Source organism: Enterococcus sp. E5-162, assembly GCF_035725965.1.
GTDB lineage: Bacteria > Bacillota > Bacilli > Lactobacillales > Enterococcaceae > Enterococcus_B > Enterococcus_B lactis.
The window spans coordinates 319,474-344,310 of the sequence record NZ_JAPRFV010000001.1 but is presented as its reverse complement, the minus strand read 5'-3'; the positions used below and the strand labels follow the sequence as shown (position 1 = coordinate 344,310).

The window sequence follows — 24,837 nt, the reverse complement described above, 5'->3', positions numbered from 1 at the left end:
GGAGGAAACATTATGATCATCAAATCAGAACGTATCAGTTTAAAGCATTTATTGACCGTTGAGGCACTTACTGACCAAGAAGTTATGGGCTTGATTCGCAGAGGGCAAGAATTCAAGCAAGGGGCTAATTGGACTCCGCAAAAGCGCCAGTACTTTGCTACAAACCTCTTTTTCGAAAATAGTACCCGCACACATAAAAGTTTTGATGTAGCGGAGAAAAAACTAGGGCTTGAAGTGATTGAATTTGAAGCAAGTACAAGCTCTGTCCAAAAAGGAGAAACGTTATACGATACAGTACTGACGATGTCTGCATTAGGTGTAGATGTAGCGGTCATCCGTCATGGTGATGAAAACTATTATGACGAACTGATACAAAGCAAAACCATCCAGTGCTCGATTATTAATGGGGGAGACGGAAGCGGACAGCATCCAACCCAATGCTTGCTTGATTTGATGACCATTTATGAAGAATTTGGACACTTTGAAGGACTGAAAGTTGCCATTGTGGGGGACATCACCCACTCTCGGGTAGCGAAATCCAATATGCAGATGTTGAAACGCTTAGGTGCACAAGTATTCTTCTCAGGTCCTAGAGAATGGTACGACGATGAATTCGAAGTATACGGACATTATATGCCATTGGACGAACTACTAGATCAAGTTGATGTCATGATGATGCTTCGAGTGCAACACGAACGCCATGATGGAAAAGAAAGCTTCTCAAAAGAAGGCTACCATCAGGAATATGGTTTAACAGTTGAACGTGCGAAGAAGCTGCAAAAACATGCAATCATTATGCACCCAGCACCAGTTAACCGCGATGTGGAATTAGCTGATTCATTAGTGGAAGGATTACAGTCACGAATCGTTCAACAAATGAGCAATGGTGTCTTTGTCAGAATGGCAATCTTAGAAGCAGTGCTAAATGGAAAAGCGTAATTATAGGAGGATGGAAAAATGAAAACACTCATTAAAAACGGTCAGATCAATACACGAAAAAATATGACGACACCAGCAGAAATTTGGATAGAAGATGGGCGAATCAAAGCAATCGGTACAGGATTCTCAGAAGCCGAATTTGATGAAGTGTTTGATGCAAAGGGACAATTGATCACACCTGGTTTAGTGGACGTCCATGTCCATTTGAGAGAGCCAGGATTTACATACAAGGAGACGATCGAAGCTGGAACTCGCTCAGCTGCACGTGGTGGTTTTACTACTGTATGCGCGATGCCGAATTTAAATCCTGTACCTGATAAGGCAGAAAAGCTGAAACAAGTATATGACATCATTAGAAAAGATGCAGTTGTGAAGGTATTACAGTATGCGCCAATCACAGAAAATCTGCGAAGTGAGAAATTAGTTGATCAAGAAGCACTGATTGAAGAAGGTGCTTTTGCTTTCACAAATGACGGTGTAGGTGTCCAAACGGCTGGAACGATGTATCTGGCTATGAAAGAAGCTGCGAAAAACAATAAAGCACTAGTAGCCCATACAGAAGACGAATCTTTATTATTTGGCGGTGTTATGCATGCTGGCAAGAAGGCAGAAGAACTGGGTCTTCCCGGGATCTTAAGTGTAACCGAGTCTTCTCAAATCGCCAGAGATCTGTTGCTAGCTGAAGCAACTGGTGTTCATTACCATGTGTGCCACGTATCTACTAAAGAGAGTGTCCGAGTAATCAGAGACGCAAAAAAAGCAGGAATCCACGTAACAGCGGAAGTTTCGCCCCATCATCTTATTTTGATCGATGAAGATATTCCCGAAGATTTCGGCTTTTGGAAAATGAATCCACCGCTAAGAGGACGGAAGGACAGGGAAGCCTTGATCGAAGGTTTGCTTGACGGCACGATCGATTGTATCGCTACAGATCATGCCCCACATGGATTAGAAGAAAAAAGCCAAAGCTTCATGAAATCGCCATTTGGCATAGTAGGAAGCGAAACAGCATTCCAACTGATCTACACTCATTTTGTAGAAACTGGACAATTCACATTGGAACAAGTAATCAATTGGCTGGCAGTTAAACCGGCTGAGATTTTTGGTTTGAATGCAGGAACGCTGACAGTCGGCGCACCCGCTGATGTAGCAATTTTTGATATTACAAAAACTTGCACGATCGATAAAGAAGACTTTTTATCAAAAGGGGAAAATACACCTTTTATCGGCTGGAAAGTAAAAGGTGAAACACAAATGACTTTTGTCAACGGAAAACTTGTGTGGCAGAAGGGAGAATAAAAATATGGAACGTTTGCTTATATTAGAAGATGGAACAGTTTTCGAAGGAAAAGCTTTTGGCGCGGATGCAAATGTCTTCGGAGAAATCGTTTTTACAACAAGTATGACTGGTTATCAAGAAACCATCACCGATCAAAGTTTCAACGGTCAAATCATTACATTTACCTATCCTATGGTGGGCAATTATGGGGTAAATAGAGATGATTATGAATCGATTTCTCCAACATGCAAAGGAGTAGTAGTAAAAGAGCACGCGCGTGTAGCTTCAAACTGGCGAAACCAAATGACGCTAGATTCATTTTTGAAACAAAAAGGGATTCCTGGAATATCAGGTATCGATACGCGCGCCCTTACTCGTAAAATCCGTGAAGTCGGAACGATGAAAGCAAGTATCGTTGATGCTGGAGATTCCTTCGAACATGCATTTGATCAGCTGAAAGCAACCGTTCTAGCAACCAATCAAGTGCAGCAAGTCTCCACTAACAAACCTTATCCAAGTCCAGGAACAGGACGGAAAGTTATCGTCATTGACTTCGGCTTGAAACATAGTATTTTACGAGAATTGAGTAAAAGAAACTGTAACCTCACAGTACTTCCCTATAACACAGATGCCGAGACGATTTTAGCGTTATCACCAGACGGAGTCATGCTGACGAATGGACCTGGTGATCCAAAAGATGTGCCAGAAGCAATCGAAATGATCAAAAAAATCCAAGGAAAAGTACCGATTTTTGGTATTTGTCTTGGTCACCAGTTATTTGCTTTAGCCAACGGTGCAGATACCTATAAAATGAAATTCGGACATCGAGGATTAAATCACCCGGTACGAGAAGTAGCGACCGGAAGAATTGATTTTACTTCTCAAAATCATGGCTATGCAGTCGATGAAGCCACGATTGATTCAGAAAAACTCATCGTAACCCATGTAGAAGTAAATGACGGAACAGTAGAAGGAGTCAAACACAGAGATTATCCCGCTTTCAGTGTGCAGTTTCATCCAGATGCTGCTCCTGGTCCGCACGATGCACTACATTTATTTGATGAATTTATGGAAATGATGGATGCAGGAAAGGAGCAGTAAACAGATGCCGAAACGTACAGATATCAAGAAAATTATGGTGATTGGATCTGGTCCGATCATCATTGGTCAAGCCGCAGAATTTGACTACGCAGGAACACAAGCTTGCCTTGCTTTAAAAGAAGAGGGATATGAAGTGGTTTTAGTAAATTCTAATCCTGCGACGATCATGACGGACAAAGAAGTGGCAGATCAAGTATATATCGAACCGATCACACTTGAATTTGTATCAAGGATTCTTCGAAAAGAGCGTCCAGATGCTCTCCTTCCAACTTTAGGCGGACAGACAGGCCTCAATATGGCAATGGAGCTGGCAGCATCAGGTATTTTAGAAGAATTGAACATAGAACTTCTAGGAACGAAGCTTTCTGCGATCGATCAAGCAGAAGACCGTGATTTATTCAAACAGTTGATGAAAGAATTGAATCAGCCAATCCCCGAGTCTGAAATCGTCAATACAGTAGAAGAAGCTGTAGCGTTTGCAAATAAAATCGGCTATCCCGTCATCGTTCGTCCAGCCTTTACTTTAGGCGGGACTGGTGGAGGCATGTGTGAAAATGAAGAAGAATTACGAATAGTCTCAGAAAATGGATTAAGTCTTTCCCCAGCTACCCAATGTTTAATTGAACGAAGTATTGCGGGTTTTAAAGAAATTGAATATGAAGTGATGAGAGATTCGGCTGATAATGCAATCGTTGTCTGCAACATGGAAAATTTTGACCCAGTGGGTATCCATACAGGTGATTCTATCGTGTTTGCTCCTAGCCAGACATTGTCTGACCATGAATATCAAATGCTTCGTGATGCTTCTCTTTCGATTATTCGAGCACTTAAGATCGAAGGAGGCTGTAACGTCCAACTTGCTCTTGATCCACATAGCTTTAATTATTATGTGATTGAAGTCAATCCGCGTGTTTCTCGTTCATCGGCGTTAGCAAGTAAGGCGACTGGCTATCCGATCGCTAAGCTAGCTGCTAAAATAGCGCTTGGATTAACATTAGACGAAATGAAAAATCCTGTAACAGGAACGACTTTTGCAGAATTTGAACCTGCATTAGATTATGTTGTAGCTAAAATTCCTCGCTGGCCGTTTGATAAGTTTGAAAACGGAGAACGGCTTTTAGGTACGCAGATGAAAGCAACTGGTGAAGTGATGGCTATCGGTCGGAATATCGAAGAGTCTTTATTGAAAGCTGTGCGTTCTTTAGAAATCGGTACACACCATATCGAACTTCCTGAGTTGGCAGACATCACGGACGATGACCTAATCCAAAAAGTGGTTCGAGCACAAGATGATCGCCTGTTTTATGTAGCTGAAGCTATTAGACGAGGGTACACCATAGAAGAATTGGCAGATTTGACAAAAATCGATTTATTCTTTTTAGATAAACTGTTGCATATCGTAGAAATTGAACAGCAGTTGAAACAGCAGCCGTTGGATGACAGGATATTGAAAACAGCGAAACAAAACGGTTTTACAGACAAAAAAGTGGCGGAGCTGTGGGAAATAAGCGAAGAAGCCGTTCGCCAGATGAGAAAAGAAAATGACTTGATTCCTGTATATAAAATGGTTGACACTTGTGCAGCGGAATTCGAATCAAAAACACCTTATTTTTATAGTTCCTATGAATATGAAAATGAAAGTTCACGATCAGAAAAGCCCTCAGTTCTAGTACTGGGATCTGGTCCTATCCGTATCGGACAAGGAGTTGAATTTGACTATGCGACTGTGCATTCTGTCAAAGCAATCCAGCAGGCAGGATACGAGGCAATCATCATGAACAGCAATCCGGAAACAGTTTCTACTGACTTTTCTATTTCGGATAAATTATATTTTGAGCCATTGACCTTCGAAGATGTGATGAATGTGATCGAGCTAGAACAGCCGATAGGAGTAATCGTTCAATTCGGTGGTCAGACAGCAATCAACTTAGCCGAACCTTTGACTACTGCTGGTGTAAAAATCTTAGGGACAACGATTGAAGACTTGGATCGTGCGGAAAATCGTGATTTATTCGAGCAAGCGCTGAAAGAGTTGGATATTCCTCAACCTTTAGGGGATACTGCTACAAGTAAAGAAGAAGCCGTGGTTATCGCTTCGAGAATTGGTTATCCAGTACTTGTTCGTCCAAGCTATGTATTAGGCGGGCGTGCGATGGAAATCGTTGAAAATCAGCGAGATTTAGAAGACTACATGGAACATGCTGTGAAAGCTTCTCCAGAACATCCAGTACTAGTGGACCGCTATTTGCTTGGTGGCGAATGCGAAGTGGATGCGATTTGTGACGGTGAAACAGTACTCATTCCAGGGATCATGGAACATATTGAGCGTGCCGGTGTCCATTCAGGGGATTCAATGGCTGTGTATCCACCTCAAACATTATCTGAATCAATCAAGAAAACGATCGAAGACTACACGATCCGTTTAGCATTAGGTTTGAACTGTGTCGGGATGATGAATATCCAGTTCGTCATCCATGAAAATGAGGTTTATGTGATCGAAGTCAATCCTCGAGCAAGTCGGACTGTTCCATTCTTAAGTAAGGTGACAGGAATTCCAATGGCACAAATTGCGACGAAAGCTATTTTGGGAGAGAAATTAAAGGCACTTGGTTATGAAAACGGACTTTATAAGGAAACAAAAGAAGTCCATGTTAAAGCGCCCGTCTTTTCTTTTACTAAATTGCAGAAAGTCGATACTTACTTAGGGCCTGAAATGAAATCGACTGGAGAAGTAATGGGGTCTGACAGACAATTAGACAAAGCTTTGTACAAGGCATTCGAAGCTTCTGGATTACACTTGCCTGAATATGGAGCCGTATTGTTTACGATTGCGGATGAAACAAAAGAAGAAGCACTAGAGTTGGCTAAACGTTTTACAGAAATCGGCTATAGTCTGATAGGAACGAAACATACAGCTGCCTATTTCGAAAAACATGGTTTGGTTGTTGGAACAGTTGCGAAAATTTCTGAGGAAGCAGCAGAAAAAAATGTAGTCGACTTAATACGAGATGGTAAAACACAAGTGGTTGTCAATACGATTGATAAAGATCGGGGAAATGCTTCTAAAGACGGCTTCATTATCCGAAGAGAAGCAGTCGAACATGGTATTCCGTTGTTTACTTCTTTAGACACAGCAGATGCGATCGTTCGAGTGATGGAATCCCGTGCATTTTCAACCAACCCTATTTAACGGTGTATACATGTTAAGACCGAAAGAAGAAAATCCGTTACAGGAGGGGACAGATGAAACAAGAAATGATGGAAATCGTTCAGCAAAAACAGCTGGCACCAAAGATTTTTGAAATGACATTAAAAGGTGATCTAGTAAAAGAAATGCAGCAACCAGGACAGTTCTTGCATATCCTCGTGCCGCGTGCAGACTTGCTGCTACGCCGACCGATTAGCTTGAATCATATCGATCACGAGACAAATACTTGCCGTATTATCTATCGGGTGGAAGGTGAGGGGACTAGCGTTTTCTCTACTCTTTCTGCCGGAGACTATTTAGATGTTATGGGCCCTTTAGGTAATGGCTTTGATTTATCTGATCTTCATACAGGAGACGAAGTATTTATAATCGGTGGAGGAATCGGTGTCCCGCCTCTGTATGAGTTATCAAAGCAGTTAGTCAAAAAAGGGATCAAGCCAACGCACTTTTTAGGTTTTGCCACACATGAAGTCGTTTATTATGAAAAAGAATTTAATCGTCTTGGAGAAACAAGAATCGCTACTGACGATGGCACATACGGTATGCACGGAAATGTCGGTAATTTATTATTAGGAACGAAGACGAAACCTACAGCAGTTTTTGCATGTGGTTCAAACGGGTTATTGAAGACAGTGGAACAGCTGTTTTCTTCGCATCAAAATGTCCAGTTATCATTAGAATCCCGCATGGCATGTGGGATAGGGGCTTGCTATGCTTGCGTTTGTCATACGCCGGAAGATGAAACAGGAACAAAAAGTGTGAAAGTTTGTGACGAAGGACCGATTTTTAAAATAGGAGAGGTAATTATATGAATGAGAATCCTTTAGCAGTCAAACTTCCTGGCCTAGAATTAAAAAATCCTATCATGCCAGCAAGCGGCTGTTTCGGTTTTGGCAAAGAATATGGAAAATACTATGATTTGAATCAGCTTGGTTCGATCATGGTCAAGGCAACGACTCCAAATGCTCGCTTTGGCAATCCCACACCGAGAGTGGCGGAAACACCATCTGGCATGTTGAATGCGATTGGTTTACAAAATCCTGGTCTAGACGTTGTTATGAATAAACTTCTTCCAGAATTAGAGGAGTACAATGAGTTACCCATCATCGCAAATGTTGCTGGTGCTTGTGAAGAAGACTATGTAGAAGTTTGTAGCAAAATCGGCGAAGCGCCAAATGTGAAAGCAATCGAGCTGAATATTTCCTGTCCAAATGTCAAGCATGGCGGTATCGCTTTTGGAACAGATCCTGATGTTGCTTTTCAATTAACACAAGCAGTAAAGAAAGTTGCTTCTGTTCCTGTCTATGTCAAACTATCTCCCAATGTGACAGACATCGTTCCAATCGCTCAGGCAATCGAAGCTGGAGGGGCAGATGGATTTACAATGATCAATACACTACTTGGTATGCGGATTGACCTTAAGACAAGAAAACCAATTTTAGCCAATCAAACAGGTGGACTATCCGGACCAGCAATCAAGCCTGTCGCTATCCGTTTGATTCATCAAGTGGCAAGTATATCCAATCTTCCAATCATTGGGATGGGCGGCGTGCAGACAGTGGACGATGTTCTTGAGATGTTTATGGCTGGAGCAAGCGCTGTAGCTATAGGGACTGCGAATTTCACCGATCCCTATATCTGTCCTAAACTAATCAAAGAGCTCCCAGTGCGAATGAACGAACTAGGTATTGAGTCACTGGAAAGATTAATCAAAGAAGTGAGAGAGGAACGTGAACGATGAACCAACTAAACCAACGACCAATCATTGCATTAGATTTTTCAACTTGGCAAGAAGTAGAAGACTTTCTTCTTTTTTTCCCAGAAGAAGAAAAATTGTTTGTGAAAATCGGAATGGAATTGTTCTACCAAGAAGGACCTGAAATCGTACGTTATTTAAAAGATGCTGGTCACGATGTGTTTTTAGATCTGAAACTTCACGATATTCCGAATACGGTCGAAAAAGCAATGCGGGGACTGGCAAAGCTTGGTGTTGATGTCACATGTGTTCATGCAGCTGGCGGTATTCGCATGATGGAGGCGGCAATGCGTGGATTAGAAGAAGGAACGCCAGAAGGTGGGAAACGTCCGCTACTTCTAGCTATCACTCAACTTACCTCTACAAGTGAAGAGGAGATGCATGCAGACCAACTAATCGAGGTTCCTTTAGAAAAAAGTGTGATCCATTACGCTAACTGTGCCAAAAAAGCAGGATTAGATGGTGTGGTTTCTTCTGCTTGGGAAGTAGAAGCGATCAAAGAAACGGCGGGAGATGAATTTGTTTGCTTAACTCCAGGGATAAGACCAGAAGGAACAGTCGTAGGAGATCAGACAAGAGTAGTCACACCTTCTCAAGCAAGAGAGATTGGCTCAACTTTCATCGTTGTGGGACGACCAATCACACAGGCAACTGATCCTTATGAAGCATACCGAGCGATTCAAACAGAATGGAGCCAACCTAAAATGAATGTAGAACAAAGTATCGCAAAAGATCTATTAGAGATTGAAGCAGTATTTTTAAATCCAAGTAATCCTTTTACTTGGGCAAGTGGAATCAAAAGCCCCATTTACTGTGATAACCGAATCACGATGAGCTATCCAAAAGTCCGAAAAGAGATCGCAAAAGGCTTAGCAAGAAAAATCAAAGAAGCTTTCCCTGAAGTACAAGTAATTGCTGGAACTGCAACGGCAGGAATTCCTCATGCTGCATGGGTAGCGGAAATATTAGACTTGCCAATGGTCTATATTCGAAGTAAGGCGAAAGATCATGGGAAAGGCAACCAAATCGAAGGGCGTATAGTTGAAGGTCAGAAGATGGTTGTGATCGAGGATCTGATTTCTACAGGAGGTAGCGTCTTGGAAGCAGCTGAAGCAGCAAAAAGAGAAGGTGCAGCTATCCTTGGTGTTGCAGCTATCTTTACGTATGAGTTGCCAAAAGGAAAAGCAAATTTCGAAAAAGCCGAAATCCCTCTTATGACGTTGACCAATTACTCTGTATTGATCGAAGCAGCTTTAGAAGATCGTTATATCGATGAGCAAGAATTAACTCTGCTAAAAGAATGGAAAAAAGATCCTGAAAATTGGCAGTTTTAAGTACAAAAATACTTAGATAATTGAAGAAATAAAGCTATATTATTTTGAATATTTCTAAATTACCATTTCTCTACACCGTTATATTTTTTAAGGATACAGTTTATGTAACTGTATCCTTATTTTTTTCATAACCCTGCATGGATGATTTGGATGAGGAGATACATCCATAAAATACATATGCATGATCTTCAATAGCGCTGATTACACAAAGTATGAACGACTTCAACGAGTCAAAAACAGCCCCTCAACTGTGTTCCTATCCCACAGTCGAGAGGCTATTTTTGTTTTATATATGTAGAAAAGCAGTTCAACACTTTTACAAAATAGATTGAACACTTATCAGTAAATGATAAAAGTGTTGGGAAATAGTTGTAACTATAGCTTTTACAGGCTGAACAGAAGTTGGCACGGTATTTGCTTTATATAAAACTGTCAGCGAGGAGGAAATAAAAATGAATACGATTATTCTAGCTAGTCATGGCGCATTATCTCAAGGTCTAAAACAAACAGCTGAAATGATCTTGGGACCTGCCACTAATATTTATGCATTATCGGCTTATCGCGATGAAGATGAGCCGATAGAACAACAAATACAAAGTATAGTTTCAAAATTAGGAAAAGAAAATCTATTTATTCTCACAGATATCTTAGGAGGAAGTGTCAATAATGAAATGATAGGACTGTTAAAGAAAGAGCCAGCAATACGCTTGATCACAGGAATGAATCTACCCTTAGTGATTTCAATCGCCACGCAAGTTAACCCAATTGCTGCTGCAGATTTAGAATTGATTATCGAAGAAAGTCGGCAGTCATTGATTGATTGCAATCGATTACTAAAAAAATCAAATGAAGGAGGAGATGATCTATGATCAAGTTCATTCGTATCGATCACCGATTGTTACATGGACAAGTGGTGTTTTCTTGGAGTAAATCTTTACAAATCAACCGAATTCTGGTGGTGAATGATGAAGCAGCCAATGATGAATTTAAAAAAATGTCTTTAGAACTATCAAAACCTCAAGGAATCAAACTCAATATATTTACCGTTGAAAATACCTTGACAAAAATATCTAAAATAGAAGCATTGAGTGAAAACATCATGATGATCTTTGGAAATACCAAGGATGTTCGTCAGTTTTGCGAAAGTTACTCAAACGTTAAGGAAATCAATTACGGAGGCATCATAAAAAAAGAAGGATCAAAACAATTCAGTAATGCTATCTTCTTGACTGAAAATGAGATAGAAGATGCGAAAGTACTAAAATCAATGGGCATCAAACAGTTCATGCAACAGGTTCCAACCTCCAAAAAAGAGGATTTGAATACAATGATTTAAAAAGAAAGGAGTTTACGTTATGTTGTTTCAATCGATTGCCTTAGGTCTGGTCGGAATCATGTGCATCTTGGACTCTAGACTACTAGGGAGGATGAATTTTGAACGGCCTTTAATCGTGAGTACGTTAGTTGGGTTAGTATTAGGTGACTTGGAAAAAGGTTTGTTGGTTGGTGCTTCTCTGGAATTGATGTCGCTTGGTCTGGTAAATATCGGAGCAGCAGCGCCACCGGATATGAATATGGCGTCCATTATTGCTACAGCTTTTGCTATTCTATCTGGCTCCAATGCTGAAACTGCTCTGACTATTGCCATTCCAATCTCTGTATTAGGACAAATGCTTGGAATATTGATGCGGACGGTACTCTCAAATCTGACACATTGGGCAGATAATTTAATCAATGAAGGAAAGTTCAGCAGAGCACGACGGATCCACATAATCTATGGTACGGTCTTATATTCACTGATGTATTTTATCCCTATCTTTTTAGCTGTTTACTTTGGAACAGATTTAGTGAAAAATATCGTGAGCAGTATCCCAGTATGGTTGACAAATGGTCTGACTTTAGCAAGCAAAATTTTACCAGCATATGGTTTTGCTTTGTTGTTACAAACGATGTTGACGAAAAAAATGATCCCGTTTTTATTACTTGGTTTTCTAATCACAGCTTACTCCGGATTAAGCATCACAGGTATCGCAGCTTTTGCTTGCATTGTGGCCTTTGTGATGGCACAAGTCAAATTCAATGGTAAAGATAATAGGACAGCAGTAAGCGAACCTGATCCTTTAGATGATTTATAGAAAGGAGTTTTTTTATGACTAAGAAAGATCAAAATAGTTGGAAGTATTGGCAATTTTTCTGGCGTTCGTGGGCAATACAAGCTTCGTGGAATTACGAACGACAAATGAATATGGGATTTATGTATGGTATTGCACCAATCATCGATAAAATCTATGACAAGCCAGAAGACAAACAAAAGAAAATCGATGCTTATGAGCGGCACATGGCTTACTACAATTGTACGCCGCAAACAAGTTCATTCGTTTTAGGACTAACAGCATCTATGGAAGAACAATATGCCGAAGATCAAGAGAATTTCAATCCGGAAACCATCAGTGCTTTGAAGACTTCGCTTATGGGCCCTTTGTCAGGAATCGGAGACTCTTTCTTCCAAGGAACCATACGTGTTTTGGCCTTTGGCTTTGGAATCAATCTCGCTCAGCAAGGTAGTATCTTAGGCCCTATCTTGGCCATTATCATCTCCTTCATTCCGTCCTTTTTCGTTACATATTATGGCGGAAAAATTGGTTATAATACTGGGAATAAATATTTAGCGAAACTGTATCAAGAAGGTTTGATGGATAAAGTGATGTATGTTTGTACGATTATCGGTTTGATGGTCATTGGAGCCATGATTGCTAGTATGATTGGGATCACCACGCCGCTAAGATTCGGCAAGGCGTTTGTTTTACAGGATGTTTTAGATAATATCATGCCCCAGTTGATTCCTTTAGGGCTGACGTTTTTTATGTATTGGTTGTTGCAAAAGAAAGTTCGGACCGGTTTGATGCTCACTATTTGTATCGCTGGTGGTGTTTTACTAAGTTTATGCGGGATTTTTAATTAAGGGACCAACCTAATTTAGGTTAAAAATAAATAGTATGAGGAGGAATTCAAACATGAATTCAACATTAAGTCCAAAAGATATCGTCAAAGAAATCATCGCGAACAAAGAGGTGGAGTCCATCGTATTTGTCGGCTGTGGTGCATCGAAAGCAGATCTATATCCAGCAAAATATTTTTTAGAACAAAACGCAAACAAATTACGTATCAGCCACTTTACGGCAAATGAATTCAATTATGCGACACCTCGCTCGATCAACGATCATACTGTAGTTATTTCAGCTTCATTGGGAGGTACGACTCCTGAAACTGTTCAAGCTAACGCAGTAGCGAAAGAACAAGGTGCCACAGTTATTAGTTTAACACATAGCGTAGATTCTCCGTTAACGAAAGACGCAGACTATGTGATTTATCATCGTTTCACAGAAGATTACGCAGCAAAACTAGAAAAAACAGGTTACTGCTTAGAACTTGCAGTTGAACTACTAAATCAGATCGAAGGATATAAAGACTACGATAAGATGATGGATGGTTTCGACAAAATTTATGATTTGTCGCAAGAAAGTGCAAAGGGAGCACGTCTACAAGCAAAAAAATTCGCCGAACGTTTCAAAAATGAAAAGGTGATATATGTTATGAGTTCAGGAGCGACTCATGAAGTTGCGTATTCCACTTCTATTTGTTTAATGATGGAGATGCAATGGATTCACTCTGGTACTTTCCATTCTGGTGAATTTTTCCATGGTCCATTTGAAATCACGGACAAAGACGTACCATTTATCTTATTGATGAATGATGGTCGTACGCGTCAAATGGATGCCCGAGCACTGACTTTTTTGAATCGTTTCGATGCAAAAATAGAAATCGTAGATGCACTGGATTGGGGACTGTCTGCCCACATTGCGAAAGAGGTTCTTGATTACTTCAATCCATTCGTCATCACAGCAGTATTCCGCGTCTATGCAGAAGAATTAGCTGAAGTACGCCAGCATCCACTGACAAAGCGTCGTTATATGTGGAAATTAGAGTATTAAACTAGAGCTGAGGCCAAGTGCCTCGGCTTTTCTTCCCTTGCATTGAAAAGGGTTTCTTATTCTCGTACAATTGATTGAGCAAGAGTAAATTGGGTGGTGTTGATCATGAACAAAAAAGTAGAAAAATATTTAAAAGAGCTGACAAAAAATTACAGTGAGCATCATGCAGAAGATTTTTCAGCTTTATCAATTAGCGAAAATGTCGGTTTGAATCGAAGTACAACAAGCTTCTACTTAAATCAAGGAATGAAAGAAGGAGTATTGGTCAAGGTCAAGAGTTACCCCGTCTCTTTTTTACATGTTGAAGCTTTAGCTGAACTTGGCATTTTTCACAGAGAATCTGAATATGAAACTTGGGAAGACTTATTTGCAGCAGAAAAAGCCAATGCATTAGAAACGGTGATTGGAGCAAATGGCAGCTTAAGAGAAGCAGTTGATCAAATAAAAACAGCAGTACTTTATCCTGGGAATGGGTTACCTATTCTTTTATCGGGCAATAGCGGTTCAGGAAAAACATTTTTAGCAGAAAAAATCTATGAATATGCTGTAGCAGAAAAGGTCATCCCAAAAGATGCTCCGTTTATCTCTTATAATTGTGCCCAATATTTCAACAATCCTGAACTCTTGTCTTCTGCTTTGTTTGGCCATGTCAAAGGAGCATTTACCGGAGCAGAAAAAGAACATATTGGATTGATAGAAAAAGCTGATAATGGCGTATTATTTTTGGATGAGGTTCACCGCTTAAGTGATGAAGGGCAAGAAAAGCTTTTTACATTTATGGATACAGGAGAAATTTCACCGATGGGGGACAATGCAATCAGACATAAAGCAAACGTCCGTATGATATTTGCAACAACTGAGAATGTCTATCAAACATTTTTGCCGACCTTTATTCGCCGTTTGCCAGTGATTGTCATGTTGCCGAATTATGAACGTCGTCCGCAATCAGAACGTATGCAACTGATAGACACATTTTTTATCAATGAAGCGAATATTTTGTCAAAACGCATCGATGTAAGTTATCAACTAGTGGACTTTTTGCTTAATAGTGACTTAGAAGGCAATGTAGGGAAGATAAAGAACATCGTGAAATATGTCTGCGGTAGTGCGTACGCCAAAAACCAAAATAGTCTGTCTATTCGAGTTCGTTTGAAGGATCTTCCAACTGAAAATACCATGCAGCTAAAAGAGCAGCTAAAAAAAACGATTAAAGCTTTACCAGACCGCCAATATTTGCCGCATACAGCTAACCAAGTCTTTTTAGAATCTTCAGAAGTCAGGCAAATCAGACAGTTATTTGAAAAAATAGTGCAAATGTATCAAAAAGTTGAAAAGCAAGAATTAATGATCAAAGATTTTATTGATCATACGGTAAATCGAATCAATCATTTGATGGACGAGTTTATTTTTAAAGATAGTTATTCGAAAGAAGAATCATTTTATTCTGTACTAACCTATCAGATACGAGAAACTTTTGATTGGATGCATGAAAACTACGGATTGGAACAAGATGGTAATCGTGTGATTGCCCTAGCACAGTATCTCTACCATAAAAACAACACAGATATGATTGCAGAAAATCATGAATGGCAAAGTGTCAAAGACAAGTTGTTAGAATTGGTTTCGAGTTCCATAGATACTTCTTATTGGTATGCTAAAAAAGTACTAGGACATATTTCTCGACAATTAGATCAAGATTTTAAAGAGGAAGATTTGATTTTTATTTCCTTTTATTTTCATGGGTTGCAGATCACGCTAGGAGAAAAGAAAATCAAGAGTATCATTTTAGCTCATGGTTATTCTACTGCTAGCAGTATGGCGAACGTAGGCAATCGGATACTGAAGCAGAATATCTTTCAAGCTTATGATATGCCAATCAATATCACGTTAGCTAAAGTAGAAGAACAAGTTATTCGCTTTATCAATGATCATCAAACGGACGCCGGGTTGATTTTATTAGTAGATATGGGGTCGTTGAACGAAATCGGAAAAAAGCTAGCAGATAAAATACGTGGTCCACTGCTGATTATCGATTATGTCTCTACGCCTCTTGTATTGGAGATTGGGCAGTTGATTCAAAGACAAATGTCTATCGCAGAAATCAGCCAAAAAATCGATATAGAAAACAAAGTAAAAAAACAACTAATACTACCAAAAAAAGAAAAAACACAGGCAATCTTAACTTGCTGTTACACCGGAATAGGTTCAGCTACTCAAATACAAGAGATTTTGGAATCTTGTTTAGAAAATCATTGCAAAGAATTGACGATTATTCCGTATGATTACAAAAAATTGCAAAAAAATAAAATGTATGAGGATCCTTTCCAAATATATGAAGTATTGATGATTGTAGGAACAGAAGATCCCAAAATCGAACAGGTTCCTTATATTGGTCTTGATCATTTAATTAACGGTGAAGATGTTGAGAAGTTCATTTCAATTCTACAAGATTATTTTGACATACGTGATAAAGATTTAAAAGAACAGCTGATGTTCAGTTTTTCAATTAATAAAATCATCGAAAATTTAACGATTTTGGACGCAACCAAACTGTTGCGTTTAGTGCAAAGTGCTGTATCCGTAGCTGAGGAAACCTTAGAGATCACTCTATCTAATAGTAAGTTGTTTTTACTATACCTACATTGCTGCTGTATGATTGAACGAATTTTAAGGAAAGAAAGTGTGGATGAACAAGAAGATATAGAGGAATATACGACTCAAGCAGGTGCAGAAATGGAACAGATCCATCGTGCCTTTTTCGAAATAGAGAGTGAGTATACTATCAAGATTTCCACGTTGGAATTACGATTGATTCATGAAATTATTTATGGATAGGAGGAAGGTTTGTGAATTTAGGCATGATTTTTGATATGGATGGTGTCTTAATTGACTCAGAAAATTTTTATTTTGATCGACGTATGCAATTTTTCAAAGAAAAAAACATCCTACCAGGTTCGACGAATAAGTTGGATTTCGTTGGACTGACAGAAAATGGGATTTGGGAAGTATTGGTCTCAGAAAAAGACCAACGAGCTGATCTTAGAAAAGAATACCTTGCGTACCGGGAAAAACATCCTATTGACTTTAAAATAGCACTGCGAAAGGGTGCGGAAGACATCTTGGATTATTTAAAAAAGAAAAGTATCAAAATTGCTCTTGCTTCTTCTTCTCCTCAAAGAGAAATCGACAAAATGCTGACACAGAATGCTTTAGCACCATACTTCGATTTTGTCATTTCAGGAGAAAAGCTATCTAAAAGCAAACCACATCCAGAAATTTATCAAATCGCAGTAAATGCATTGGATGGTAGACATTGCATCGCAGTAGAAGATTCTCCTGTTGGTATTGCGTCAGCAAAAGCAGCTAATTTATATACGATTGCATTAAAGCAAGATCTGCCCCTTGATCAGGCACAAGCAGATATCGTGATTGATGACTTGAACGATATCATTCAAATAATCGAAACTTACGATATAGATTGATTCAACTATCTGAAAAAGATTTAAATGCCCCGAAACTTCGTGAAATTTTTGAACAAGAATCTTAAGCATATAATTAATTGATTGTGAGAAAAAATGGCTATCAATCGATATAAAAACAATCCAAAAACTGATTGCGAAAAGTATCTTTTCATCAGATATGAAAAGAAACTTCTATCGTGATCAGTTTTTGATTTTTGCAAAATTTATTTTGCTAAGACTAAATAGCAGAGAAAAGAGAATAATCTCTTCTCTGCATTCTATTCTATCGAGAGTTTCTCTATTTTTTGGTAAGCGAGCTGTTGCGAAAATGGAAAAGAGCGGAAATGTTGCGAATGTCAGTTATTTAATGATATGATATTCGGAAAAAGAAATCTCAAAGGGAGGTAACTTTTATGGGATTGAATGAATTTATTTTAGGATTGAACAATTTAGAGACGATCACAAGGGCACCTGGTTTTTTTAAATATACGGAGCATACAGTCGCAGCACATTCGTATCGTGTAGCATCTATTGCGCAAGTTCTAGGAGATATTGAAGAAGCAAATGGGCAGCCAATCGATTGGAAACTGCTCTATGAAAAATCACTGAATCATGACTACACAGAACGTTTTATTGGTGATATCAAAACACCAGTGAAATATGCAAGCAAAGAATTAAGAGGGATGCTGCAAACAGTTGAAGAAAAGATGACGGACGAATTCATCAATCAAGAGATTCCAGCTGAGTTCCAAGAAGTTTATCGCCGTCGGTTGTTCGAGGGAAAAGATGAAACTGTAGAAGGAGAACTATTAGCCATTTCAGATAAGGTTGACCTTCTTTATGAGTCTTTTGATGAAATCATCAAAAATAATCCAGAAAAAGTTTACAAGGAGATGTTCATTGAGGCAGTGACGACTATCAAAAGCTTTGAACATCGGCCTTCTGTTCAGTATTTCTTTAAAGAGATATTTCCGGAACTATTGAACCAGGAATTTTATGGAAAAGAGGCGTTTTTAGAAACTGTCTCAACGATTGTAAAGAAAGAAGAAAAATAAAAACGATATGAGATGCAGGGGGAAGTATAGTTGAAAAAGAATATGGATGTCGAATGGGGCTATTCTGGAGACAGAGGTCCGGAAAATTGGGCGAATTTATGTGATTGGTTTGCGAGAGGTGCGGAATTTCCGTTGCAGTCACCTATTCATTTAACAAAAGGTGAAGAAATAAAAATGAAAGGAGAGACACTTTCGTTTCATTATCAAAAGCAACGCTTCACTGACAAGGAATTCAAAAATACGATTCATTTAGTACCTTTTGATCAACTCAGTTATGTAGAGTTCAAGAAAGAACGCTATTATTTGACAGATATTCATTTCCACTTACCATCAGAACATATCATCGACGGGAAACAGGAAGATATTGAGTTTCATTTTGTTCATATGAACAGCAAAAAAGAGAATCTGGTCGTGGGCGTCATGTATCAGTTAATGGAACAGGAAGGTTGGTTTTATAATCAAGAAAATGGAGAGAGATGGAATTTAGAAAAACATGAACACTGGGTAAATCCAGATGTCTTTTTTCCAGAGAAAAAAAGCCATTTTCATTATGTAGGTTCATTGACAACTCCACCTACCAGCGGACCAATCCAATGGTTTGTGATGGATCATGTAGAAAAATTGAACCAAGAGTTTCTTCTACCCTTCAAAGGGCAGTATGCACAGCCGAACAACCGACCAATTCAACCCTTGAATGGAAGAGAAATTTATTATTTTGAGGAGTTTGAGCAATGAATATTCAACAAATGAAATATGTGGTCGCTGTGGCAAATAATGGTAGTTTCAGAGAAGCTGCAAAGAAAATGTTTGTTTCACAACCAAGTCTTTCAGCTGGTATCAAAGAATTAGAGACCGAGTTAGGAATCACGCTATTTACTCGAACGAATCGAGGTGCATATTTAACAGAAGAAGGACAAGATTTCTTAAATCGTGCCGAAAAAATCTTGGTTCAGCTTGATACATTAGAAAGTCACTATCTAACGAGTGAAAAGAGAGAGAATTTTTCAATCGCTGCCCAGCATTATGATTTCTTAGGTCCTTTGACCGCACAGCTACTCGAGGAATTCAAAGATGAAATCAAACAATTTCGGATCATGGAGACGACGACGGCGAGAGTGATCGAAGAAGTCAAAGAGCAGCACAGTGAAATCGGCATTATTTATATGAACGAGCATAATCAAGCTGGTATCAGAAGATATTTGCAACAAGGAGAACTAAGTGGCCGCAGCATTGGAAAATTTAAAACACACATTTTTTTAAGGCATGGACATCCGCTAGCTACACACGCAGAGATCACAAAAGAAGAATTGTTATCTTATCCTCAAGTTCGTTTTACACAGGATGGAAATAATTTTCCGTATTTTTATGAAGACCTTATCGAGATTCCTGATCAAGAAACAGTGATCTATACCAGTGATCGAGGGACTTTGATGAATATCGTTCTTGAAACTGATGCGTACGCTTCAGGGTCTGGTATTGTGATTGGAGGAATTCGTGAGCACTTGCGGTTAATTCCTTTAGCAGAAGGCGAGCTAAATGAATTTTATATCATTTATTCGGCAAAGCGCCCGCTCAGTGAAATCGCTCAAAGATTTATCAAAGAGCTTCCTCGGTTACTGGACCAACAGAATTAAGAAAAGCAGACGGAACATCTGACTGATATTAAGTAGAAAGAACAGCCAAACAAAACAGTTTATTCGAAATAAGGGGTTGTGACACGAATTTTGTCACAACCCCTCTTTTTATAGAAAGCAATTTATAACTGATTGCTTTTATGAAAAAGTACGAAAATATGATTCTAAGAAAATACATTCATTACCCGTTTTGTTTCATAGCTATAATTTTCTCTTCTTCTGGTGTCACGATGACTGTTTTCTGATTTTCATAAATGACGTAACCAGGTTTGGCACCATTTGGCTTGCGGATATGCTTCACTTGTACAAGATCAACTGGTACTTGGGCAGAATATCGATATTTTGAAAAATAGGCAGCTAACTCGGCAGCTTCGGTAATTGTTTCATCTGAAGGTTGATCACTTTTGATGATGACGTGCGAACCAGGGATATTTTTTGCATGGAGCCAATAGTCGGTTTTCTTAGCTGTTTTCATTGTCAGCTGGTCATTTTGAAGGTTGTTTTTACCAACAAGAATGAGCGTTCCGTCAGAAGAAAAGTATTGATCAGGCTGAGATGGTTTCTTTTTCTTTTGTTTTTTCTGTGTCTTCTTTTTCAAATAGCCCTCAGCAGTCAATTCTTCTTTGATTGCTTCGATATCCATCGGACCGGCAATTTCCAGTTGAGACAAGACAGATTCAAGATATTGGATTTCATCTTTGGCTTCTTGGATTTGTTCGCCAATCAACTTAACGGCGTTCTTCAGCTTTTGGTATCGATGAAAATATTTCTGTGCATTTTGATTTGGCGTCAACGCCGGATCTAATGCTATTTTGATTGGCCGGTCTTCTTCATAATAATTAGGTAAAACAACTTCTTTTGCGCCACGTGGTACTTGTGTTAGAAAAGTAGTAAGTAGTTCGCCATCTCTACGGTAATTCTCAGCGTTTTCGGATTCTTTGAGTGTTTGTTCACGTTTTTTCAATTTATTTTTATTTCGTTTTAGTTCATTTTCGATTTTTCGGATCAGTTCTCCGCCTTGTTGTTTTGCCCGATCTTTCTCCGCTTTTTCGTGATAATAGCTATCTAATAATTGACTGAGTGTTGGATAAGTTGTCACAGCAGATGCTTGTTCGGAAAATACCTGATAAACAATCGGCGTAAAGAAATCTTTATTTGTCGTTTCGTAAAAAGTAGGGTCTGGGTGATTGATGATCGATGAGAAAAATTCGTCCCAAACAACCATTTTTTCATTAGGACGTTCAAGCAATCTCTTGGTCAGCTCTTGAGCAGTATCGAAACCGATTCCCTGAAACTGATATTGGATTGCTTTTGGTTCTAGTTCAGTTTGAGAAAGTCGCTGGAAGATTTTTTCTTTATCGGAGCTAAATGGGTTCAAGACCTCTTGTTTTGGCGGAGCAATGTATTCTACGCCGGGAAGCAAAGAACGATAAGTGTTTTGAGAGCTTCCTATGTGTTTGATCGCGTCCAATATTTTTCCAGTTTCTTGATTAACTAAGACGATCGTACTATGACGCCCCATTAATTCAACGATCAATATGATATTCTGTAAATCGCCCAACTCGTTGCGCTTAGCAAAGTGAAAATGGATCACTCGATCGTTTTCGATTTGTTCGATGCTTTCTAAAATAGCACCATCCAAATACTTTCGAAGCATCATCACGAAGTTAGGCGGATTATCAGGATTCTGATAATCGATTTGGGTAATCTGTACACGAGCATAACTAGGGTGCGCAGATAATAATAATCGATGGTTTTTGCCGCGTGAACGAATCACCAGCACGATTTCATTTTCATAAGGCTGATGGATTTTCGAGATCCGGCCAGATAGTAACGTTTCACGCAATTCGTTGACCATCGCATGGGTAAATACACCATCAAAGGACATGGTTCATTCCTCATTTCTTTTCATAAGTATATTCATTATAACGAAAAAAAGAAGAAAAACCAATTTGGCCGAATAGTGAAGCAAAAGTCTAGAAAAAATTGGACTAATTACATAAAAAACAGTGTTTTTATCGTTGAAATCCAAATTTTTAGGTATAATAAAAAATAGGAGAAAAAGTAGAAAAGAAGGTGTTTGTTATTTGGGAAGCAGTTAAATCGAGAGTACAAGAAATGAATGATCATTTCTCAGTGTCATTCGCAGAAAATCCAATTAAGTATTTTCGACGTCTTGTGTTTCTGCTCATCTTATCATTGCTACTAACAATTGCGATGTTTTTGTTGCCGGAAAAAATCCGAGAAGAGCAAGTAAATAGTCTCGTTTATTCATCCATACCAACCAGCAAATTAAAACCTTTTGATTACAGTCAAGCGGATCAGAAAATCAAACAAAGCCGAGCGATATCGGTGATGTTCAGCAAACCGAACGGGAAAACCTATCAGGATATGCTGGATGTCTTTAATGACCCTGAGCTTATGGAAGAATTGAATCGACCGATCTTTTATTATCCGATCGTTTATGACGTACATGAACTGGAACAAAAATATAACATACGAACGGATGAAGTGACATTTATTTTCTTTGATGGAGGAAAAGAAGCAAATCGGATAACTGCGGGTAAGGGAGGAATAACTGATTTTGATAAGGAGTTGATCCCTGAGCTGAATCGACTACCGTTAGCCAATATCAAACAATTAGAAGAAGAAATGGATAGAACAGGAACAGCTTCCCCAAATGCCGAGACTGCTAATTGAGTCGTTAACGTGATGAAATGGTGGCTCTATATAGCGCTATTTTTAATTATCAGAACAAGTGATGTTTGATCTTCAAAATAACAAATGAAAAAAATAAAAAATATAGTTGACGAAATTCAAAAATTCGATTAGACTTAAATCAATTCTTAAGGAAAGGGTGACCTGTAATGAACTTATCAAAACGTATTTCAGCAGAGAACAAAAAAAATTGGCGCAGCTGGCGTAGATAAGTTGTATTAATGGTGAAACTTTCCCATAGATACAACTTTTTAGAGTGCATTTCTAAAGCTTGTATCTATGCTAGACATGAACATTGACTGCCGCATAGATCCTATCTATGCGGTTTTTTGTGTAAAGACAATGACCGTTTTGGCCATTGTCTTTTTTTGTAGACTGGATACTTGCCTGATTTTAATAAATAAAAAGTTTGACTTTGCAGGAGGAAAAAATGAAAAACAAACGTTTAATAACAGTTGTAGTAATTATTTTAGTTTATTTAGCAGGTGCATTTATTTATGGAAAAGCCTCAGGAGAAAAAGAAAGTACTTCGACGAACCAGACAAAAAAAACAACAGTTGTCGGGGTATTGCAATATGTGAGCCATCCGGCATTAGATGAGATTTATCGAGGGATCAAAGATGGTCTGAAAGAAGAAGGATTAAAAGAAGGAGAAAATCTTGAAATCAAATTTCAAAATGGACAAGCCGATCAGAGCAAGCTAGCCACAATGAGTCAACAGCTAGTACAATCCGATCCTGATGTTTTGATCGGAATCGCAACGCCTGCTGCTCAATCATTAGCAAACACGACTTCGTCGATTCCCGTTGTATTAGGTGCTGTAACGGATCCTGTGGGGGCTGGATTAGTTGGTTCTTTAGAGAAACCTGGTGGAAACGTGACAGGTGTTTCTGATCAGCCACCTGTTGCTTCACAAATCAAGCTTGCTTCTGATTTGCTGCCAAATGCAAAAAAAGTCGGGATCTTGTATGCTTCTTCGGAAGATAATTCAAAATACCAAGTAGCACAAGCGGAAGAAGCTGCAAAAAAAGAAGGGTTAGAAGCAGTAAAATATGCGGTGCCTTCCACTAATGAGATTGCACAAACGGTACAAGTGATGAGCCGACAAGTCGATTTTATCTATGTTCCATTAGACAATACGATTGCCAATGCTATGCAGACAGTGGTTAAAGAAGCGAATAAAGCAAATATCCCCGTCATTCCTTCTGTTGATACAATGGTAGAACAAGGCGGACTAGCAACAATCGGGATCAATCAATATCAATTAGGGCTTCAAAGCGGTAAGATGGCGGCAAAACTTGCGAGCGGAAAAGAAAAACCGGAAACGACACCTGTTTATATGTTTGATCAAGGGGATACAGTGATCAATCAATCTCAGGCTGATCACTTAGGAATCACTATTCCTCAATCGATGAAAGAAAAAGCCAAAATCATTACAGATGAGTCGCAACAAGAAACATCTAAGGAGGATGACAAATGATCGTATCAGCTATTTCACAAGGCATGCTTTGGGCAATATTAGGATTAGGGATTTTCATGACCTATCGGATCTTAGATTTTCCTGATATGACGACAGAAGGGTCCTTCCCATTAGGTGCTGCTGTCTGTGTGACAGCTATCACTCATGGGGTAGCACCGATTTTAGCTACGTTATTGGGCGTAGGTGCTGGTATGGTAGCAGGACTCATTACAGGGTTACTTTATACAAAAGGAAAGATACCGGTTATTCTAGCAGGGATTTTAGTGATGTCAGGATTGAACTCAATTATTTTGTTTGTGATGCGAACACCAAATCTATCTTTATTGAATCATCCGATTCTACAAGACAGCTTTCATCGCTTTGGATTACCTGATTACTTTGACACAGTCCTTCTTGGCTTCATCTCTTTGGGCATCTTGATTGCTGTACTGCTATTCTTCTTCAATACAGATTTAGGTCAAGGCTATATTGCGACAGGAGACAACGAAACGATGGCTCGGTCGTTAGGGATAAAAACCGATCGTATGAAAATTTTAGGTTTGACTTTGTCGAACGGTGTCATTGCATTATCCGGTGCGCTGATTGCCCAGAATGACGGATATGCAGATGTAAATAAAGGGATTGGCGTGATCGTCATCGGTCTTGCTTCCATCATCATCGGTGAAGTGATTTTCCAAGAATTGACGCTAGCAGAAAGATTGATTGCTATTGTTGTCGGCAGTATCATTTATCAACTATTGATTTTAGTAGTAATCAAACTAGGGTTTGACACGACTTATCTGAAGTTGTTCTCCGCTATCATCTTAGCTATTTGTCTGATGATCCCGCAATTGAAGAAAGCACTGAACTTAAAAACGGGTTTTGAGAAGGAGGCATAGTA

The 24,837-nt window shown here is 39.0% G+C and carries 22 protein-coding genes and 1 pseudogene; 22 read left to right on the top strand and 1 reads right to left on the bottom strand.

Annotation, left to right across the window (positions count from 1 at the left end; genetic code table 11):
• Positions 1 to 12: 12 nt before the first annotated feature.
• The 19 genes and pseudogenes from OZZ83_RS01650 (at position 13) to OZZ83_RS01560 (ending at position 19,759) form a co-directional block, all read left to right on the top strand.
• The gene (locus tag OZZ83_RS01650) at positions 13 to 939 is read left to right on the top strand and encodes an aspartate carbamoyltransferase catalytic subunit (RefSeq protein ID WP_002309323.1); all 927 of its coding nucleotides are present in this window, start codon (positions 13 to 15) and stop codon (positions 937 to 939) included.
• A gap of 18 nt (positions 940 to 957) precedes the next feature.
• On the top strand, positions 958 to 2,238 hold the full coding sequence (locus tag OZZ83_RS01645; RefSeq protein ID WP_002313786.1) for a dihydroorotase: 1,281 nt from the start codon (positions 958 to 960) through the stop codon (positions 2,236 to 2,238).
• 4 nt (positions 2,239 to 2,242) lie between these two features.
• Entirely contained in the window at positions 2,243 to 3,319 is a 1,077-nt protein-coding gene (locus OZZ83_RS01640; protein ID WP_002309321.1) for a carbamoyl phosphate synthase small subunit, read from the top strand.
• A gap of 4 nt (positions 3,320 to 3,323) precedes the next feature.
• The gene (carB, locus tag OZZ83_RS01635; RefSeq protein ID WP_278023285.1) at positions 3,324 to 6,509 is read left to right on the top strand and encodes a carbamoyl-phosphate synthase large subunit; all 3,186 of its coding nucleotides are present in this window, start codon (positions 3,324 to 3,326) and stop codon (positions 6,507 to 6,509) included.
• Positions 6,510 to 6,562: 53 nt separating this feature from the next.
• On the top strand, positions 6,563 to 7,339 hold the full coding sequence (locus OZZ83_RS01630) for a dihydroorotate dehydrogenase electron transfer subunit (RefSeq protein WP_002309317.1): 777 nt from the start codon (positions 6,563 to 6,565) through the stop codon (positions 7,337 to 7,339).
• Positions 7,336 to 8,268: a dihydroorotate dehydrogenase gene (locus tag OZZ83_RS01625; protein ID WP_002309316.1), complete on the top strand. Its 933-nt coding sequence runs from the start codon at positions 7,336 to 7,338 to the stop codon at positions 8,266 to 8,268. Before OZZ83_RS01630 ends, OZZ83_RS01625 begins: the two co-directional genes overlap by 4 nt.
• Positions 8,265 to 8,978: pseudogene (pyrF, locus tag OZZ83_RS01620) on the top strand (orotidine-5'-phosphate decarboxylase); the annotation flags it as partial. The gene OZZ83_RS01625 and the pseudogene pyrF, both read left to right, overlap by 4 nt.
• Positions 8,979 to 8,987: 9 nt before the next feature.
• Entirely contained in the window at positions 8,988 to 9,617 is a 630-nt protein-coding gene (gene pyrE, locus OZZ83_RS01615; RefSeq protein ID WP_029680876.1) for an orotate phosphoribosyltransferase, read from the top strand.
• Between the two features lie 452 nt (positions 9,618 to 10,069).
• The gene (locus OZZ83_RS01610; RefSeq protein ID WP_002309312.1) at positions 10,070 to 10,486 is read left to right on the top strand and encodes a PTS sugar transporter subunit IIA; all 417 of its coding nucleotides are present in this window, start codon (positions 10,070 to 10,072) and stop codon (positions 10,484 to 10,486) included.
• Positions 10,483 to 10,953, top strand: a complete 471-nt coding sequence (locus tag OZZ83_RS01605) for a PTS sugar transporter subunit IIB (protein ID WP_002309310.1) — start codon at positions 10,483 to 10,485, stop codon at positions 10,951 to 10,953. Before OZZ83_RS01610 ends, OZZ83_RS01605 begins: the two co-directional genes overlap by 4 nt.
• Positions 10,954 to 10,972: 19 nt before the next feature.
• On the top strand, positions 10,973 to 11,752 hold the full coding sequence (locus OZZ83_RS01600) for a PTS mannose/fructose/sorbose/N-acetylgalactosamine transporter subunit IIC (RefSeq protein WP_002313784.1): 780 nt from the start codon (positions 10,973 to 10,975) through the stop codon (positions 11,750 to 11,752).
• A gap of 14 nt (positions 11,753 to 11,766) precedes the next feature.
• Positions 11,767 to 12,579 (top strand): PTS system mannose/fructose/sorbose family transporter subunit IID, encoded by an 813-nt coding sequence (locus OZZ83_RS01595; protein ID WP_002309306.1) that lies wholly within the window; start codon positions 11,767 to 11,769, stop codon positions 12,577 to 12,579.
• Positions 12,580 to 12,631: 52 nt separating this feature from the next.
• Positions 12,632 to 13,609, top strand: coding sequence for an SIS domain-containing protein (locus tag OZZ83_RS01590; RefSeq protein ID WP_002313783.1), 978 nt, complete (start codon positions 12,632 to 12,634; stop codon positions 13,607 to 13,609).
• Between the two features lie 105 nt (positions 13,610 to 13,714).
• A complete protein-coding gene (locus OZZ83_RS01585) occupies positions 13,715 to 16,444 on the top strand; it encodes a sigma 54-interacting transcriptional regulator (protein ID WP_002316245.1) in 2,730 nt (909 codons plus the stop codon).
• 11 nt (positions 16,445 to 16,455) lie between these two features.
• Positions 16,456 to 17,091: an HAD family hydrolase gene (locus OZZ83_RS01580; protein ID WP_002309302.1), complete on the top strand. Its 636-nt coding sequence runs from the start codon at positions 16,456 to 16,458 to the stop codon at positions 17,089 to 17,091.
• Between the two features lie 76 nt (positions 17,092 to 17,167).
• The gene (locus OZZ83_RS01575) at positions 17,168 to 17,446 is read left to right on the top strand and encodes a hypothetical protein (protein WP_073490441.1); all 279 of its coding nucleotides are present in this window, start codon (positions 17,168 to 17,170) and stop codon (positions 17,444 to 17,446) included.
• A 37-nt stretch (positions 17,447 to 17,483) separates the two neighbouring features.
• Entirely contained in the window at positions 17,484 to 18,125 is a 642-nt protein-coding gene (locus tag OZZ83_RS01570; protein ID WP_002288886.1) for a YfbR-like 5'-deoxynucleotidase, read from the top strand.
• A gap of 42 nt (positions 18,126 to 18,167) precedes the next feature.
• Positions 18,168 to 18,860 carry a carbonic anhydrase family protein gene (locus OZZ83_RS01565; protein WP_002316248.1) on the top strand — a complete coding sequence of 231 codons (693 nt, stop codon included), beginning with the start codon at positions 18,168 to 18,170 and terminating at the stop codon, positions 18,858 to 18,860.
• Complete coding sequence (locus tag OZZ83_RS01560) at positions 18,857 to 19,759, top strand: LysR family transcriptional regulator (protein WP_002309299.1); 903 nt, start codon at positions 18,857 to 18,859, stop codon at positions 19,757 to 19,759. The genes OZZ83_RS01565 and OZZ83_RS01560 overlap by 4 nt, the downstream gene beginning before the upstream one ends.
• 181 nt (positions 19,760 to 19,940) lie before the next feature.
• Here OZZ83_RS01560 and efbA read toward each other — a convergent pair whose 3' ends face one another.
• On the bottom strand, positions 19,941 to 21,647 hold the full coding sequence (gene efbA, locus OZZ83_RS01555; RefSeq protein ID WP_002313779.1) for a fibronectin-binding protein EfbA: 1,707 nt from the start codon (positions 21,645 to 21,647) through the stop codon (positions 19,941 to 19,943).
• Positions 21,648 to 21,835: 188 nt separating this feature from the next.
• Between efbA and OZZ83_RS01550 the strand changes: the two genes are divergently transcribed.
• From OZZ83_RS01550 to OZZ83_RS01540, 3 genes are all read left to right on the top strand, one after another.
• The gene (locus tag OZZ83_RS01550) at positions 21,836 to 22,459 is read left to right on the top strand and encodes a hypothetical protein (protein WP_002309297.1); all 624 of its coding nucleotides are present in this window, start codon (positions 21,836 to 21,838) and stop codon (positions 22,457 to 22,459) included.
• 448 nt (positions 22,460 to 22,907) lie between these two features.
• Complete coding sequence (gene trpX / locus OZZ83_RS01545; protein WP_002309296.1) at positions 22,908 to 23,957, top strand: tryptophan ABC transporter substrate-binding protein; 1,050 nt, start codon at positions 22,908 to 22,910, stop codon at positions 23,955 to 23,957.
• The gene (locus OZZ83_RS01540; RefSeq protein WP_278023286.1) at positions 23,954 to 24,835 is read left to right on the top strand and encodes an ABC transporter permease; all 882 of its coding nucleotides are present in this window, start codon (positions 23,954 to 23,956) and stop codon (positions 24,833 to 24,835) included. The genes trpX and OZZ83_RS01540 overlap by 4 nt, the downstream gene beginning before the upstream one ends.
• Positions 24,836 to 24,837 lie beyond the last annotated feature (2 nt).

Coding starts and splice junctions, on each gene's coding strand:
- OZZ83_RS01590 (WP_002313783.1), top strand. CDS start 12,632: ATGAATTCAACATTAAGTCCAAAAGATATCGTCAAAGAAATCATCGCG.
- OZZ83_RS01565 (WP_002316248.1), top strand. CDS start 18,168: ATGGATGTCGAATGGGGCTATTCTGGAGACAGAGGTCCGGAAAATTGG.
- OZZ83_RS01605 (WP_002309310.1), top strand. CDS start 10,483: ATGATCAAGTTCATTCGTATCGATCACCGATTGTTACATGGACAAGTG.
- OZZ83_RS01645 (WP_002313786.1), top strand. CDS start 958: ATGAAAACACTCATTAAAAACGGTCAGATCAATACACGAAAAAATATG.
- OZZ83_RS01650 (WP_002309323.1), top strand. CDS start 13: ATGATCATCAAATCAGAACGTATCAGTTTAAAGCATTTATTGACCGTT.
- OZZ83_RS01610 (WP_002309312.1), top strand. CDS start 10,070: ATGAATACGATTATTCTAGCTAGTCATGGCGCATTATCTCAAGGTCTA.
- OZZ83_RS01585 (WP_002316245.1), top strand. CDS start 13,715: ATGAACAAAAAAGTAGAAAAATATTTAAAAGAGCTGACAAAAAATTAC.
- trpX (WP_002309296.1), top strand. CDS start 22,908: ATGAAAAACAAACGTTTAATAACAGTTGTAGTAATTATTTTAGTTTAT.
- OZZ83_RS01560 (WP_002309299.1), top strand. CDS start 18,857: ATGAATATTCAACAAATGAAATATGTGGTCGCTGTGGCAAATAATGGT.
- carB (WP_278023285.1), top strand. CDS start 3,324: ATGCCGAAACGTACAGATATCAAGAAAATTATGGTGATTGGATCTGGT.
- OZZ83_RS01570 (WP_002288886.1), top strand. CDS start 17,484: ATGGGATTGAATGAATTTATTTTAGGATTGAACAATTTAGAGACGATC.
- OZZ83_RS01540 (WP_278023286.1), top strand. CDS start 23,954: ATGATCGTATCAGCTATTTCACAAGGCATGCTTTGGGCAATATTAGGA.
- OZZ83_RS01595 (WP_002309306.1), top strand. CDS start 11,767: ATGACTAAGAAAGATCAAAATAGTTGGAAGTATTGGCAATTTTTCTGG.
- OZZ83_RS01600 (WP_002313784.1), top strand. CDS start 10,973: ATGTTGTTTCAATCGATTGCCTTAGGTCTGGTCGGAATCATGTGCATC.
- OZZ83_RS01640 (WP_002309321.1), top strand. CDS start 2,243: ATGGAACGTTTGCTTATATTAGAAGATGGAACAGTTTTCGAAGGAAAA.
- efbA (WP_002313779.1), bottom strand. CDS start 21,647: ATGTCCTTTGATGGTGTATTTACCCATGCGATGGTCAACGAATTGCGT.
- pyrE (WP_029680876.1), top strand. CDS start 8,988: ATGAATGTAGAACAAAGTATCGCAAAAGATCTATTAGAGATTGAAGCA.
- OZZ83_RS01630 (WP_002309317.1), top strand. CDS start 6,563: ATGAAACAAGAAATGATGGAAATCGTTCAGCAAAAACAGCTGGCACCA.
- OZZ83_RS01625 (WP_002309316.1), top strand. CDS start 7,336: ATGAATGAGAATCCTTTAGCAGTCAAACTTCCTGGCCTAGAATTAAAA.